The 15085-nt window shown below is 38.1% G+C and carries 13 protein-coding genes; 4 read left to right on the top strand and 9 right to left on the bottom strand.

The features are described from left to right. Window positions 1–77 precede the first annotated feature (77 nt). From NSR00_RS02335 to NSR00_RS02305, 7 genes are all read right to left on the bottom strand, one after another. Window positions 78–1328, bottom strand: coding sequence for an IS4 family transposase (locus NSR00_RS02335; protein ID WP_340786714.1), 1251 nt, complete (start codon window positions 1326–1328; stop codon window positions 78–80). 120 nt (window positions 1329–1448) lie between these two features. Further along, entirely contained in the window at window positions 1449–2462 is a 1014-nt protein-coding gene (locus NSR00_RS02330; RefSeq protein ID WP_340789117.1) for a FecCD family ABC transporter permease, read from the bottom strand. Beyond that, complete coding sequence (locus tag NSR00_RS02325) at window positions 2462–3466, bottom strand: FecCD family ABC transporter permease (RefSeq protein ID WP_340786712.1); 1005 nt, start codon at window positions 3464–3466, stop codon at window positions 2462–2464. Before NSR00_RS02325 ends, NSR00_RS02330 begins: the two co-directional genes overlap by 1 nt. Window positions 3467–3549: 83 nt before the next feature. After that, entirely contained in the window at window positions 3550–4467 is a 918-nt protein-coding gene (locus NSR00_RS02320) for an iron-hydroxamate ABC transporter substrate-binding protein (RefSeq protein ID WP_144598347.1), read from the bottom strand. Next, window positions 4418–5263, bottom strand: a complete 846-nt coding sequence (locus tag NSR00_RS02315) for an ABC transporter ATP-binding protein (protein WP_340786710.1) — start codon at window positions 5261–5263, stop codon at window positions 4418–4420. Before NSR00_RS02315 ends, NSR00_RS02320 begins: the two co-directional genes overlap by 50 nt. Window positions 5264–6232: 969 nt before the next feature. Beyond that, window positions 6233–6472: a hypothetical protein gene (locus tag NSR00_RS02310; protein WP_094245557.1), complete on the bottom strand. Its 240-nt coding sequence runs from the start codon at window positions 6470–6472 to the stop codon at window positions 6233–6235. 47 nt (window positions 6473–6519) lie between these two features. After that, complete coding sequence (locus tag NSR00_RS02305; RefSeq protein WP_445659495.1) at window positions 6520–7737, bottom strand: EAL-associated domain-containing protein; 1218 nt, start codon at window positions 7735–7737, stop codon at window positions 6520–6522. 1250 nt (window positions 7738–8987) lie between these two features. Here NSR00_RS02305 and NSR00_RS02300 point away from each other — a divergent pair. The 3 genes from NSR00_RS02300 (at window position 8988) to NSR00_RS02290 (ending at window position 12874) form a co-directional block, all read left to right on the top strand. Beyond that, complete coding sequence (locus NSR00_RS02300; RefSeq protein WP_340786707.1) at window positions 8988–9845, top strand: metallophosphoesterase; 858 nt, start codon at window positions 8988–8990, stop codon at window positions 9843–9845. 129 nt (window positions 9846–9974) lie between these two features. After that, window positions 9975–11246 carry an MFS transporter gene (locus NSR00_RS02295; protein WP_340786705.1) on the top strand — a complete coding sequence of 424 codons (1272 nt, stop codon included), beginning with the start codon at window positions 9975–9977 and terminating at the stop codon, window positions 11244–11246. Between the two features lie 512 nt (window positions 11247–11758). Further along, a complete protein-coding gene (locus tag NSR00_RS02290) occupies window positions 11759–12874 on the top strand; it encodes an IS4 family transposase (RefSeq protein WP_340786703.1) in 1116 nt (371 codons plus the stop codon). A gap of 287 nt (window positions 12875–13161) precedes the next feature. Here NSR00_RS02290 and NSR00_RS02285 read toward each other — a convergent pair whose 3' ends face one another. After that, window positions 13162–13476 (bottom strand): ArsR/SmtB family transcription factor, encoded by a 315-nt coding sequence (locus NSR00_RS02285; RefSeq protein WP_063389325.1) that lies wholly within the window; start codon window positions 13474–13476, stop codon window positions 13162–13164. Between the two features lie 140 nt (window positions 13477–13616). Here NSR00_RS02285 and NSR00_RS02280 point away from each other — a divergent pair, with 140 nt between their 5' ends. Continuing rightward, window positions 13617–14093: a YkyB family protein gene (locus NSR00_RS02280; RefSeq protein ID WP_066247978.1), complete on the top strand. Its 477-nt coding sequence runs from the start codon at window positions 13617–13619 to the stop codon at window positions 14091–14093. Between the two features lie 14 nt (window positions 14094–14107). Here the strand turns inward: NSR00_RS02280 and NSR00_RS02275 are convergent, their stop codons facing one another. Next, the gene (locus tag NSR00_RS02275; RefSeq protein ID WP_340786701.1) at window positions 14108–15049 is read right to left on the bottom strand and encodes a chemotaxis protein; all 942 of its coding nucleotides are present in this window, start codon (window positions 15047–15049) and stop codon (window positions 14108–14110) included. Window positions 15050–15085 lie beyond the last annotated feature (36 nt).

Raw genomic sequence — 15085 nt, 5'->3', positions numbered from 1 at the left:
CATACAATCTTTCTAAGCAAGCTTAAAAGGACAATGACGTCTTAATCGGCAGTCCATTTCCACAATTTGGTAATATATTACAGAAACATTGGATCATAAACTAAATCGTCTAGGTGTTCCACCTCCCCTTCTTCAAATTGGTACACGATGGTTTCAAAATCTTTTTCCCAATGGTATTTTTTCCGACCGTTGGACGTTCGAATTGGCTTTTTAAAAAGGGAGCGAACAAAACAGTCAAAACCTTTAAAAAGCAGATTCTGTAAAGTTCGCTTGATCTCTAATAAAGGACCATCGTGATTCACTTTTAATTGGAGCATGGCCTGTAAGCAATAGGTGATTAGGGCGATCCAAATTTGATTGTAAACGGCATTTTGACTTTTTCCATAAAATCTTTTTATCTTAAGGTGCTGTTTCATCCATTTAAAGAAGGTCTCTATCTTCCAGCGATATCGGTATAAATCTGCAATCTCTTCCGCAGAAAGATCAAAGCAATTGGTTATGATGATCACGGGATTCCCTTCGCTGTCGACCGTTTCGATCAATCGGAGAGGATGAGTCATTTTGGTATGATTACGGTCATTTCCTAAAATGACAATCTGATCCCTATAAATCAAACGTTCTGGATTGGGAATCCGTTCCGATAAAACTTCAATCTCTGCGTTCTTTTTAAGCCGGGTAATGAATCGCACCCCTTCTCGGCATAAGCGGTCGAACTGTTTGTAATCGACATACCCTCGATCAAACAAGTAAATCGCATTTGGATCGATTTCAATGAGTTCGTCCATCTGTGTGCGATCGGCATGTTTCGCGGGTAAGATAATCCCTTGATCCGGAACAGTGATATCCTTCGTTACAACAACCTTTAAATGGAGTCGAACACCAGCCTTTGTCTTACGAAAAGTTGCCCATGGATATTGGCTCAAACTCATGCTCATCGTGGTAGAATCAATGACCAGAAGACGACCAATGTTTCGGATGATCGGGGCATTTTTCATTTGCCCTTGGATCTTTAAGACCAGATATTTAAATACTTTTTCAAACAGTTGAGGGGATAATTGGCCTAATTTGCGAGAAAGTTGCGAAGTACTAATTGCATCAAATTCCAGATATGTCTGCAACTCTTCCTTGTCTTTCAAATGTTTGGCCAATTTTGTTAAGCTTTCCAATTCATTTATCTGAGCGATGATACAAAGTTGTAAAAACTTATACACCGTTAATTTTTTAATGTATTTGTCAACGTCAATCACATTAATTAGTTTTGAAAAAGTTATTGGATCGATCTCTTTAAATAGTTCATTTATTGTGGATTCTGTGGTATTCTTATCCATAATGGTTTCTCCTTATTCTTAGGATTTGGATAGGACTGCCAATCCTAATTATAAGGAGTTTTTTTATATCCAAAAAGATGAAATTTAACATAAAATTAGGCTTGACAAATTAAAATTAACTTAATGCAATGCTACTGATAAAATATAGATAAAGTAGGGCGCCCCGATTAAAGCTGTCATAATGCCCGCTGGGACACCATCCGGAAGTGCGATGTTTCGCCCGATTGTATCGGCTAGTAGTAGAAGCCACCCTCCCAACAAAATCGCAATCGGAAGATAAAGTTGATTGCGGGGACCAATCATTGACCGTGCTAAATGGGGTGCCAAAAGACCGATAAACGCTACACCTCCCGTTACAGAAACCGCAGCTGCGGCAAGCCCGACAGCAGCCAATAAAAGCGTAATTCGCTCCCTCTCAATGTTCAAGCCAACCCCGACTGCAGAAGGATCGTTTAAACTTAATAAATTTAATTGTTGAGCTCTGAAAGCAATAAACGAAATCAAAATGACAATCCAAGGTAAAATTGCCAAAATAAACGGCCAATCTGCCCCCCAAACGTTCCCTGCCAGCCATTTGGCGATAAAATCAACTTTTTGCCGTTCTGCAGAAGAAATAATGACGATCATGGTTCCTGATAAAGCCATGGCGAAGCCGACACCGATAAGGACTAATCGAACGGGGTTTAAACCGGCATTTCGATCATAAGAAAAAACGTAAATAGCCCCTGCCGTTAAAAGAGCGCCGATAAAAGCTGCGACTGGCAGTAAATACACAAATGAGCCGACATCAATTGGAAAAAATAAAAAGAACACTGCAATAGCTACTCCTGCTCCGGCATTAATCCCAATGATCCCCGGCTCAGCCAAATCGTTTCTAGTAATATCTTGAAAGATCGCCCCGGAAACCGCCAAAGCCATTCCTGCCAATAAGGTCACAATGATCCGCGGCAAGCGGACGGAAAATAAAACGAACTCCTCTTTAAACGTCCCGTGGCCGAGAATAGTTGGAAGCAAGCGATTCATCGAGACGGAGGAGGTGCCTAATCCCATTCCGATGATGGCCGTTGCAGCAATTAAAAGAATCAGAACAAGTATGATCAGCCGCTGCTTTTTAACAATTGCCGGATGTATGATCATGTGATAGCTTTCCCCCTTTTTTGCACAATGAACAGGAAGAAAGGCAAACCTAAAAAGGAAACAATGGCCGCCACTGGTGTTTCGTAAGGAGCATTAATCGTTCTGGCAAGCGTATCAGCGATTAATAAAAAGCAGGCGCCGAATATCGCAGACATTGGGAGAATATAACGATAATCGGCCCCTACGACCGAACGGACGATATGCGGAACCATTAAACCGATAAATGCCATATTCCCAACAAGGGCTACAGATGCACCAGTAAGCAATATAATGATGATAAACAGCACCATTTTTATTTGTGCCGTTTTTTGTCCTAACCCGATTGCCACTTCTTCATTTAAACTTACAATGGTCAGCTGCCTTGAGAAAAAAAGAGAAATGGTGATCCCAACGAGAGCAATCGGTATGAGGATCTTGAGCTGTTTCCATGTTGCACCGACAAGTCCTCCAGCTGTCCACATCGAAACATTTTTGTAAATATTAAAATATAAGCTGATTCCTTCCGCGACGGCAAAAAGAAAAGCAGACACAGCAGCCCCCGCTAAAACGATTTGAAAAGGAGAAATCCTTCCTTTTTTTACCGCACCGATTCCAAAAACTAAAAAGGCGCCAGCTGCTGCTCCAATAAAGCACGCAATGGTCATACTAAAGTAATTTGCGTTTGGAAAAAGGGCAATTGTCAAAGCGAGTGCAGCATTTGCTCCGGCTGTCAGCCCTAATAATCCTGGATCTGCTAATGGATTGCGAGTCAATCCTTGCATGATTGCTCCGGCTACTGATAAAGAAGCGCCGACAAAAATAGCACCGACTTCGCGCGGAAGACGAATTTCCCGAATCATATCAATCGTCTTACCAGCCGCATCTGTCGTTAGCGCCAGCCAAACATCTTTTACACTAGTGTCTGCCGCTCCAAACACCATCGCTAAAAAAAACGAACCAATCAGCAAAATGACTGCGAATATGAATTTAAAGAAAAATGAAGCGGAATCGTTTTTTAGCATACATCTCATCTCTTCTATTTTTCTATTTTATAGATGGAAAGAAGAGAAATTCATGCCTGCTGAATTTCTCTTCTTCTTATTACTTATTTTTTTCCAAGAAATTTTTCTCGAAAGAATTCAAGCTGATATTCCAATGTCAGTCGATCATTGAAATAAAATTCATTAGCATTTACTTCAAACACGCGATTGTTTTTGACAGCCGGTATGTTTTTATAAGTATCTGTTTCTTGGAAAGAGTTATCAGCATCCGAATACTTACTGACGATTAAATAATCCCCTGCAAATTCTGGAAGCACTTCAGTCGATAAAGCATAATAACCTTGTTTTAAAGCTTTTTCTTCCACTTTTTTAGGCATTTTTAGCTTCATGGCTTGGTATAAAATTTCTGTTCCTCTTCCCCAGTTGTTCCCAAACACATATAATTGCTTATCAAAACTTTCAATGACTGAAACAGTTGCATCTTCTCCAATTTTCGCGCGAATTTCTTCTCCTGTTTCTTCAGCTCTTTTTTTGAAATCCTCGACCCACTCTCTTGCTTCTTTTTCCTTATTTAAAAGCTTGCCAATTTCTATATGCTGTGTTAAATAATCGACTTTTCCATAAGTAAACGTAACAGTAGGCGCTATCTTTTTCAGTTTATCTACATTTTTAATCGTCGATAATCCGATGATTAAATCCGGATTTAGTTCAATGATTTTTTCTAAATCTTCATCAGATACTTCTGCAACATCTTTCAATTTGTCTTTCCAGCGCGGATTCATTTTTGACCAAGAATCAACACCAACGAGATTTACTCCTAAAGACATCACATCTCCGGCAAATGACGAGAGAACAACGACTCTTTTAGGATTAGCCGGGACTTCAACAGGACCGTTTTCCGATTGATATGTAATCGTTTCAGGTTTTTCTTCTTTCTTTTCAGCGCTGTCTTCCTTTTTATTACCACAAGCGCTAACTATGAGAACCAACAAGAACAGAATTGGAATAAGACGTTTTTTCATGATTTTCTTCTCCTTTTATTAGATTGTACGTGATGCATATTGGTTTATCTGTTCGGGGATCCCGTCCTATTACAGCATCAATTTGAAATACTTCTTTCAGCACGTTGCAGTCGATTACTTCGTCACTCGTCCCGGCTTTGATAATTTGTCCGTCTTTCAATGCTATAATATAATCGGCAAAACGAGCTGCTTGATTGATATCATGAAGCACCATGACGATTGTCCGCCCCTGCTCTTTGTTTAACTGCTGTAGAAGCTCTAGTACTTCAAGCTGATGCGCCATATCTAAATAAGTGGTCGGTTCATCCAAAAAGATGATGTCCGTTTCTTGAGCAAGCGCCATCGCTATCCAGACACGCTGTCTTTGACCGCCTGACAGCGCATTGACTGGCTGGTGTTTAAAATCGGCCGTTTTCGTAACTTCTAAAGCCCAGTTTATGACCTCAAGATCTTTTTTTGTTAATCTGCCGAAGCCTTTTTGATATGGGTAGCGGCCGTAAGATACAAGCTCTCCAACGGTAAGGCCGGCTGGACTTTCTGGTGATTGAGGAAGTATGGCCATTTTTTTCGCCAGTTCTTTCGTATCCTGCTTTAAAATACTCTCGCCATCAAGAATAATTCGACCGGATTGGTGCGGAATAATCCGAGTTATCGCTTTCAACAAAGTGGATTTTCCACAGCCGTTGGAACCGATTATCGTTGTAATTTTTTTATCTGGAATTTCAATTTTCATATCTTTCACAATCAGTCGATTGCCATAGGAAATTTGTAAACGATCTGTGTATAGGCGGATCATGGAAAACCTCCAATTTATTCTAAATTGATAATGATTATCATTTTCTTATACAAATATAATATAATACCATCCTTTCTCCTTGTCAATTATCATTTTTTTTAAGAGAATCGAGTAGGAGGGAGCGATTAACTCCCGTCCTCTCACACCACCGTACGTACGGTTCCGTATACGGCGGTTCAATTAAGATAATTGACGCAAGTCTTTATAACTTCCGTGAATAGCTGTTCTCTTTATGCCAGTGGTCACTCCACCCTCCAAGAGATCTCCCACGGGATTCACCGCTTCCTCCCTCAAGTGAGGTACTACGTTTTCTGTGTTCATCATGACTCACTGAATGCCAAGGGCTATTCTCTCTTAATTGTTCGGTCCTTCTTAGTTGTTCTAGACCAACTAATACTATGACCTCTGCTGACTTCTGACTGTTCAGCTATCTATCACTAGATAGGTTACCAAGGTTACTTGGCGTGCCAGCCAGACCTCCCCGGGTAAGAGTGTAATCTTTCCTTCCATCCATCTGCTTCATTTACTCTGTATCACCTTCGGCAGAAAGGGCTTTGTTTTGTCTTGCAAACTCACCCAGTGATACCTAGCCTCATATGAAGTTCGTGTTCCGAGAGACCTTAAAGTTTGCCGCTCGCTTCCTTCAGATTCCGCGTCACCACGGACACCCTTGCGTTAAGCTAACTGCTACTTCTGCCTTCGCAGCTCGGGACTTTCACCCTATAGATTACACCCATGCCGGGCGCACAAGAAGAAACCCGGCCTCCAAAGCCGGGTTTCTCGTCCGAATGTGTAACAAAGGGGGAGCGGGGGTTTAGCCGCGATGTTTCACTTCAAGACGTCTGTGAACTACTTCGTCTTACATTTATAATGATAATGATTATCAATATCGATGTCAACACTTTTTATAAAAAAATTTTTCAAAACAAAATTTCCTTTAATAGAAAAAACCATAACGCGAAGTTATGGCTACCAAGTAGTTGAAAAGCTAATATAAAAAATATAAAAAAGCGCAAATGCAATCAGCACGATATAAGCAATAAAAATCGGATTTCGAATATACGGGCGCTTTTCAACTTTTTCGCTTACTTCTGTATCATACTCGCTTTGCCTTTTTTCCATCTGGCTGCCCACTTGTAACGTATAAAACAGGCCAACAAGCAAAACTAACAAAAAAACACCGCCGAAGATCAAATTCGTAAATTGCATAAAAACCCCCCTTTTTCTCTATTATTTGAGAAAAAAGGGGGGTTTATTCAAAGGAGACCGTCTTGTTCATATAAATAAGAATATGGAATATCGATAAACAAATAATGATCGTCATCAAGCGGATAGGAAAACGTGCGGATCGTCTCCCCTGTTTCGATATCACTATACAAATCACTTAAAAACCCTTTTTTGTTGACGCGCATGCGAATAATATTTTCTAAAAAGTACGGGCGCCAGCTCCAATTTTTCATATAATATTCTTTTTGAAAAATCCATCGGTCTTCTTTTCGGAAAATATTTCCTGACTTTTGAAACCCGTTTTCATCACAAATATAAATACGAAAGCTCATGTCGCCAAGCTCTTCTGCTAAATGGGTAATTAATTCGTCAAATTGGCTGACAGCTTTTTTATATTTGTTCACTAGTTGTGACACCCGCTGATGAAACTGGTCGGAATATGAATAAAGTGTTTCAAGCTTTTTCTTTTCAAATTGAATGAAATGGTTGAATTCCTGCTGCAGTCTTTCTTTTAGAACACATCGATCAATAAATTCTCTTTCCGGATAATGAAGATAATATCCTTGATAATATCTTCCGCCATTTTTCCACGCATATTGCAATTGAAAGTTTGCCTCGATGTCTTCATATAAAAGCGTCGCACCGATTTTGCGCGCAAGTAGTGAAATCGAAAACAAAACATCGAAATACGATTGGCTGGGTGAAGCTAATTTTAATGGCTGCAAATCGATTTTCAAAATATCAGGAGATAATAACCCAATGCGGTCCAAATTGCTCGATTCTTTCCCAATATTGTCAATCGCAATTTTGATTCCGTAAGTCCGGTAATAAGTGAGCAAATGATGGAGCTGTTCGATATCTCCTAAATAATTGTGTTCCGTAATTTCCAGAACAATCCGGTTTAAATCAAGCCCTTTCTCTTTTTCTTCCAGCAGCAAATTTAAAAAGCTTTCGCCGTGATCGATCATAAGCAGATTTGGATCCCTGTTTATAAAAATGAAAAGATCATCATCCAGTTCTTTCATTTCCTCCAATGCTTTTTTGACGACTGTATCATCTACTTCCATTCGGTATTCTTCAGGGATCGAATCATCATGGAAAAAAAAGCCTAAGCTTTTGTATTCCCCTTCCATATGAATTCTGCCTAAAATTTCGTAGCCAATCACCTTTTGTTCATCTGCGCTAAAAATCGCCTGATAATAAGGCACAATTTTTTCGGTATTAGTTATGACATCTAGTGGGTCCATGGGCATCTCTCCGCTTCTTGTACTCTCATATGATACATGATTATAACATTATTTGGAACATTAGAAAATGTTGAAGAACCTTTTTTGCGCATTTGCTACATTCCCATTTTTACATAATTGGAATGAGGCCCATCCTGGATGCAACGGTTGGCCTCTCAATTGATTTTATGTTTTGCGCCCGCTTCCACAATCAACAAAGTAGTTTGTTTTTTCAATGACCATACAAGCAGAAAACCGAGCAATAAAAGAACAGACCGTTTGCAAATGAAAAATAGCCGAAAATCATCGGACCGAAGGAAAACAAAGAAATTAGAGTGTTCTGGCTAAAATACCGATAGAGATATACAGGAATGAACGAAAAACAATTAACGGCATTAATCTCAACAATTTACAATCTGTTTGAACGAGTTTCATCAAGGCTTCAGCACTGCTGCTTTTGATCTACGACTTTGCAAATGAAGTGATTGCTTCCATAAGTATGACGGGTCCAGATAAAACTATTCATCAAAATGACTTTTTTCTACACGGAGAAAATCGTCTAAGCAGAAAATATATTTAAAAGGATGGAGTTTTTCACTTGCTGATTCGAATAGGGGATTTTGAGGTGTCCTCTAAAATTATTTGAATTAGTTATTCAACATAAACGAATTTACTTTTTCTTTTTATCAATTTCAAAACTAGACTGTTGATTTTTATTGGTTTTAAATGAATCAGTATCATCATTTCATTAATAATCATTGACTCATTATTATTTTTTTCCATATCTTTTCATTCAATAGGTTTTATGAAGATATTTGTCATTACCAATACCTTCTCTTTGCAAATTTTTTATTTTATTTTTTGCTCTATCTTTCAAATGCCTGTTATTAATTTTTGCTTTATTAATAAATCTTCTTGCATCATTTCCTCTTACAATAGGTTTTTCCCTTAAAGTGACACCATTTTAATCCTCCTTCCTTAATAGCATTTTACTAGAAATTTAAATCATTACATAGCTGCCCTTTATGTTTTATGAAAATTACACCATTCATTTCTCAATTCCTAAAGACTTTCTCGCTCCAGCAGAAGAGTTAAACCTTTTTCATCATATTCTCCAAATGATTGTTTTAATGTTGTCCATAGATGATAACAAAATAGTTAATCAGAAAAAACGTGCATGTGAAGATTTGTCAAAAAACATTAAACAAGATGTTGAAAGTTTTATGTTATAATTTTTTCGATTGCTATAAAAACTGAAATGGTTGGTAAGAATGAATAAGTTGACAAGAAGACAATTTTTAAAGCATTTTTTCTGGACGGCTGCGTGCAGTTTATTCGCGAGCAGCGGTTTATACATCTACTCAAGATATATTGAACCGAGAAGACTAGAAATAAAAAAAATAAATGTTTCTCATCCAAAAATACCAAAAGGTTTTGATGGTTTGAAAATTGTTCAATTCAGCGACACACATCTAAATAACGACTTTACAATTGCAAATCTGGAACGGATCGTCAATCAAATCAATCGTCTAAACCCGGATATAATTGTTTTTACTGGTGATTTAATCGATGAGCCGAACAGTTATCCCGCTGTGCATCAGATTGCCCCGATTTTAAAACGCCTCCGTGCCGACTTTGGAAAATATGCAATTTATGGAAATCACGATCACGGCGGATACGGCACTGATATTTATCGCAATATATTACAAAATGCAGAGTTTCATTTACTGCAAAATGAAAAAAAAGAGATACAGCTGATTGACGGAAGCAAATTGATTGTCGCCGGCCTTGATGATGTCATGCTTGGAAGACCTGATTTTCAACAAACAATGGGCAATATTGACAAAAACTCTTTTACTATTCTTTTAGTCCATGAACCTGATACAGTGCTTCAAGCAAAAAATTACAATGTTGATCTCCAATTATCTGGACACAGCCATGGAGGACAAGTAAAAATCCCTTTTATAGGTCCGCTTTACACGCCTCCTTATGCAAAATCCTTTTCGGAGGGCTTTTATACTGTTGATCATACGAAGCTTTATGTCAATCGCGGGTTGGGCACAACTAGACTGCCCTTTCGTTTTTTGGCAGTTCCAGAAATCACCTTGTTTACATTATATTCCAAATAATCCTCTCTTTTAACCGGCTTAAAAGTACTTGGCTTTCATTTCTCTAACCAAAATATGAAAAAAAGATGTTCATATTGAATTAGGTAAATTATAATAGCTACTGTAAGTGTCAGTTAAAGGGGAGTCGCAATGGATATTTTTAAAAACCGCAATTTTGTCAAATTGTTTTTTGCAGCGCTTGCTTCACAAATGGGTTCAACAGTTGGCAATATGGCGTTTGCTTTTTATTTGTTGGAGCATTTTAGCAGCAAACCTTATTACGCAACTATTGCTGAGCTGATGTATTCTTTGCCGACTGTATTTGTTTTTGTCATTGTCGGTGTAGTAGCAGACCGCTTCGATCGAAAAAAGGTGGCAGAGAACTGCGACTGGATTCGTGCAATTATGACTGCATGTTTGTTTTTCGCCTTATTTACAAATTCGATTCCGCTCATTTTTTTCATCTTGTTTTTGCGGAGTGCTGTCACGAAATTTTTTTATCCAGCCGAATCTAGTTTAGTACAAGCTATTTTGCGAAAAGATCAATATGCGCAAGCTTCAGGTTTGAATCAAGTACTTTTCAGCATTTTTTTAGTGTTTGGCGTTGGATTAGGGGCATTGGCTTATCGAACAGTTGGAATTCATGGGGCCGTATTAGTTGATTTAATAAGCTTCGTTCTTTCCGCCTTGCTCATTCGCTCGTGTAAAATCCCTAAATCAGCAAGGCTACCAAACGGTCGAGTGTCATGGAAAGGTTTACATATATCATCCGCTGTTTCCGACTTTTTGGAAGGTATTCGGTACATTTTACATAATCGGCTTTTATCGCTCATTATTTTTGGTTTTTTCATTTTCGGCTTTGTTCAAGGAAGTTTTGCCGTTCTTCCGTTATTTACAATGAAATATGAGTTGGCACCGAATTCTTATGAAATGTATTCATCTTTATTTGCCATTTTTCTCGGTGCGGGCCTTTTAGTCGGCAGTACAGTTTCAACATTTTTTGCTAAAAAAATAAAACCGTTTCCAATGTTTGTTACACCGATATTTTTGACAAGCATTTTTGTTTTTCTCCTTGGTTTTGTGGATGAAGTAGAATTTTACTTGTTGATTATTTTTTTGATCGGCATGTGCATCGGTCCTGTGAACGTAGCAATTGGCGGTTGGATTCCGAATATCGTTCATCCAAAGCTAATGGGACGTGTCAGCGGATGGATCGACCCGTTAATGATGTTTGCGCAGTCTGCTACGCTTTTATGTATTGCACTATTGTTTCCAAACATCATTCGAAACATCGATTTACTTTATTACGGTATGGCTCTTATCATTCTTTTCGTCTTTTTCTTTTATATGATCTTGATGCCGAAATATTTAAACGAAAAACGGCATCGGCTAGGTAAAAACACAATCAAATCGGTTTTATAACAAAAATGTGTTTGACAGTCAGACTTATACTCCCAATCATGTGGATCATAGTGGATGAGAATTCACCCTACAACCGCATTGATTGGGAGTTTTTTGTGATAATTCATTTGAAGGAAAGTGATAATAAACTTTACCGAAAAAATTCATCATTAGTTTTTGCTTCTACCCTCAAGAAAACTTCTACTAAACGTATAACAAGCAAAAAAGGGGGTTCTAATAAGTCGTTTTTACGGCTTATTGACGCCCCCATTAATGTTTTAGAAACGTTGATATATCGGTGTTTATGATTTTTTGTTTTCAATGGCGATTTGACTTTCTGGACACCCCCTCCCTATCATGCTCCGAAAGAAATTCGAATCTTTTACAGAATGTCACTAGCATTGCAGTAATTAAATCTGATGATTCAAAATACTAAGAATGTTCAATTTTTTATTGATTTCGAAACAAAAAAATCCTTTACAATGGAAGTACAGGTGGTTCCTGTCCAAATCCAATCGTAAAGGATAACTGTTATGGACAAGAATACACTAATTTCATCATTTGGTAAATGGGTTTCACCCATAAATATTCAAAAACTTAGCGAACAAGTCAAAGAATTGAAACAGGACTATTACACAAAAAAGCTGACAACAGAAGCCTATATTAAACTTTTATTGGTAGCCCAACTGCTCGAATTTAAGAGCTTAGAGGAAATGAGTGATGCACTTGTAGACGAAGATCTTCAAAAAGCACTCGGATTTGAATCGATAAGTGCCTCTCAGCTATCCCGAAAAAACAATCAGATCAACCCACTAATTCTTGCAAATTTGTTCTTGGATCTTGTTTGGAAAATTCAACGGTACCATTATAAAAACGGAAAGAATATGCCACTGAAAATCATTGATTCGAGTACACTCCCGTTGAATTTGACCAATTATAAATGGGCAAAATTCCGTAAAACAAAAGCTGGTGTAAAGCTACACTTACGGCTCGTTTTCATGGATAAAGACACCGTCTATCCTGAAAAAGCAGTGATTACGACAGCAAAAGAACATGACCGAAATCAACTCGAAGTCCTAGTGGATGATAAAGAAGCCATGTATGTGTTTGACCGCGGTTATGTGGACTATGAACGTTTTGACCGGATGACAGATGATGGCTATTTCTTCGTTTCAAGACTGAAGAAAAACGCAGTCATTCGTGAAGTCTATACATTTTCACTTCCTGATGATTGTCACGTTCTATCCGATAAAATGGTCTACATTGGTACCACACAAAATCGTACTGAAAATGTCTATCGTCTACTAGAAGTTATGGACACAAAAGGGAACTTACTTCGTTTAATTACCAACCGATTTGATTTAAAAGCAGAAGAGATAAGTGATATTTACCGATCTCGCTGGGCTATTGAACTCTTTTTCAAATGGCTTAAGCAACACGTAGAAATTAAGCACTTTTATGGAATGAGTGAAACAGCTATTCAAAATCAAATTTTCTTAGCCCTTATCACGTATTGCTTACATGTTCTCATTCAATTGGAGATGAAAAGTAAGAAATCCCTACTTCGAATTACTCGTTGGTTAAAGAGAGCTCTGTGGAAACCAGCTTATGTTTGGTTGCGAAAATTTGATGGGCGAGCCAGTCCATAATCTCCCTTTTGTCGTTGTCGCTCTGATTTAACTGTATATATTTACCAAATGGGCAGTGCCACCTTTCTTTAGGTTTTGTCTTTTTGGCACAAATTCACAAAAAATAATTAACAGAAAATTCTAACTATATTTATGCAATGCTAATGACAGAATGTGAAATAAATAAATAATAAATGAATGAAATCAGCCCCGCTGCCAATAAATTATAAAAGATGATCCCGGCTCCATACCGAGATCATCTCTTAACCGTTTAGTCCCCTGATCAAACTGCCCACTCGACTCCCATTTTAATTATGCCGAGCATGGTCAATGGTTTGCTCTAGTATTTTTTTTACATGCTCATCATCATGTGAATAGTAAACTGTCGTTCCTTCCCTTCTAAATTTGACTAAACGCAAATTTTTGAGAAACCTCAATTGATGGGACACGGTTGATTGCAAAAGCTCAAGCTCGGCAGCTATTTCATTCACAGAACATTCTTGTTTTTCCGCAAGTAAATGTAAAATCCGAATTCTAGTCGGATCCGATAACGCTTTAAACGTTTGCGACACGATAAAAAGCGTTTCTTCGTCTATATCTAGAAATTCCTCTTTTCCGCTCATGACCCACCCTGCTTTCTAAAATATTTCATAATAACTATTATAGGCATAATTAATAGACTGTAAAAACTGGTTGCATTTTCTATTCATGAAAGTATAATGAAAATAAAGATTACGGAAAATAATGAAAAAGGAGAGACATCATGGACGATATCAGTCATTATAAGCTACGGGATGAGACGCCGGAAAATATAGCACGAGCCATCTATGTTGTCAATCGGCATGCAAAAACAGCACCAAATCCTAAATATTTATATTATTTAAAAAAGAAGGCGCTGCAAAAACTGATCGCTGAAGGAAAAGCAACAAAGAAAGGACTGCATTATTCAAAAAATCCAAAATTAAGCAAACAGCAGTCAGATGTTCTGGTGTCGGCAGGAAATTATTATTTTCATATGCCTCCTACAAAAGAAGACTTCCAAAACCTTCCTCACTTAGGTTCCTTAAATAATTCATACCGAAACCCGAAAACAAATCTATCATTGTCAAAGGCAAAAAATTTATTGGAGTATTATATCGGTATGGATAAAGCGAATCGACCGCTTTCTTCTCCCAAACGGTTCCATCGTCATACATATCAAAAACCGGTGTTTAAACGATTAGGCGAACGGTATGATTGAGTAAAAAGAGAGGCTTATTCAGCCTCGTCTTTTAATTCATCATCTTCTTCATTTTTAAATAACAATTCATCGATTCGCTCAATCAAGTGATGGACCTCAGGTTTGCTAATTTGGGCATTTGCACCTACCTGTTGTCCTTTATGTTTTAAATCATTCGTAATCAATGAGGAAAAAATCACAACCGGAATATGATCCAGCTCTGGATTTTCCTTAATTCGCTTCGTCAAATGCAATCCGTCAAGCTGCGGCATTTCGATGTCCGTAATGACTAAATCAACACGCTCCTTAACCGGTTCGCCTTCATTTACAATATTCTCTAAATAGTCCAGTGCATCCTTGCCGTTTTCAAAAAACTCAATCTGTTGAAATCCCGCCTCCGTCAATGTGTCGTTCAACAATCTGCGCAACAGCGGAGAATCCTCGGCAACGACAATTTTTTTATCAGATCTGTCCCTCTTTTCCAGTTTTTTCGCTTTTTCCTGCTGGATTCCGGACTCAGGATTAATTTCAACAACGATTTTTTCAAAATCAAGCATTAAAATCATTTCGTCTCCCATTTTAACAACGCCGGTAATTTGAGTTTCCAATCCTTGATACATTTCAGAAGGCTTTTCAATTTGCGACCAAGACACACGATGAATTTGGGTTACTTGATGGACGCGAAACACAACTTTTTGTTGGTTAAATTCCGTTACAATCAGCTTATCTTTTTCGCTGGGCTCGCAATTCGGATCGCCGATCGCCTTCGGTACGTTAACTACCGGGAGCACTTCTCCTCTTAATTCAATAATTCCTTCAACGTATGGATGGACGTGAGGCACGCTCGTTACAGGAAGAGGCTGAATGATTTCTTTTACTTTCATCACATTTATACCGAATTTATTCGAGCCGACGAGAAACTCTACAAATTCCAACTCGTTCGTACCGGTTTCAAGCAAAATTCCCTTTTCGTTCATATCTTTCTTCCTTCCGTCTAATATTTGCGAACGTTT

Source organism: Aeribacillus sp. FSL K6-8394 (genome assembly GCF_038008865.1).
Lineage (GTDB): Bacteria > Bacillota > Bacilli > Bacillales > Aeribacillaceae > Aeribacillus > Aeribacillus composti.
Note: the sequence above shows the minus strand (reverse complement) of the source record. Positions and strands in the feature narration are given on the sequence as shown.

Coding starts and splice junctions, on each gene's coding strand:
- NSR00_RS02335 (WP_340786714.1), bottom strand. CDS start 1,328: ATGGATAAGAATACCACAGAATCCACAATAAATGAACTATTTAAAGAG.
- NSR00_RS02325 (WP_340786712.1), bottom strand. CDS start 3,466: ATGCTAAAAAACGATTCCGCTTCATTTTTCTTTAAATTCATATTCGCA.
- NSR00_RS02320 (WP_144598347.1), bottom strand. CDS start 4,467: ATGAAAAAACGTCTTATTCCAATTCTGTTCTTGTTGGTTCTCATAGTT.
- NSR00_RS02315 (WP_340786710.1), bottom strand. CDS start 5,263: ATGATCCGCCTATACACAGATCGTTTACAAATTTCCTATGGCAATCGA.
- NSR00_RS02310 (WP_094245557.1), bottom strand. CDS start 6,472: ATGCAATTTACGAATTTGATCTTCGGCGGTGTTTTTTTGTTAGTTTTG.
- NSR00_RS02305 (WP_445659495.1), bottom strand. CDS start 7,737: ATGGACCCACTAGATGTCATAACTAATACCGAAAAAATTGTGCCTTAT.
- NSR00_RS02300 (WP_340786707.1), top strand. CDS start 8,988: ATGAATAAGTTGACAAGAAGACAATTTTTAAAGCATTTTTTCTGGACG.
- NSR00_RS02295 (WP_340786705.1), top strand. CDS start 9,975: ATGGATATTTTTAAAAACCGCAATTTTGTCAAATTGTTTTTTGCAGCG.
- NSR00_RS02290 (WP_340786703.1), top strand. CDS start 11,759: ATGGACAAGAATACACTAATTTCATCATTTGGTAAATGGGTTTCACCC.
- NSR00_RS02285 (WP_063389325.1), bottom strand. CDS start 13,476: ATGAGCGGAAAAGAGGAATTTCTAGATATAGACGAAGAAACGCTTTTT.
- NSR00_RS02280 (WP_066247978.1), top strand. CDS start 13,617: ATGGACGATATCAGTCATTATAAGCTACGGGATGAGACGCCGGAAAAT.
- NSR00_RS02275 (WP_340786701.1), bottom strand. CDS start 15,049: ATGAACGAAAAGGGAATTTTGCTTGAAACCGGTACGAACGAGTTGGAA.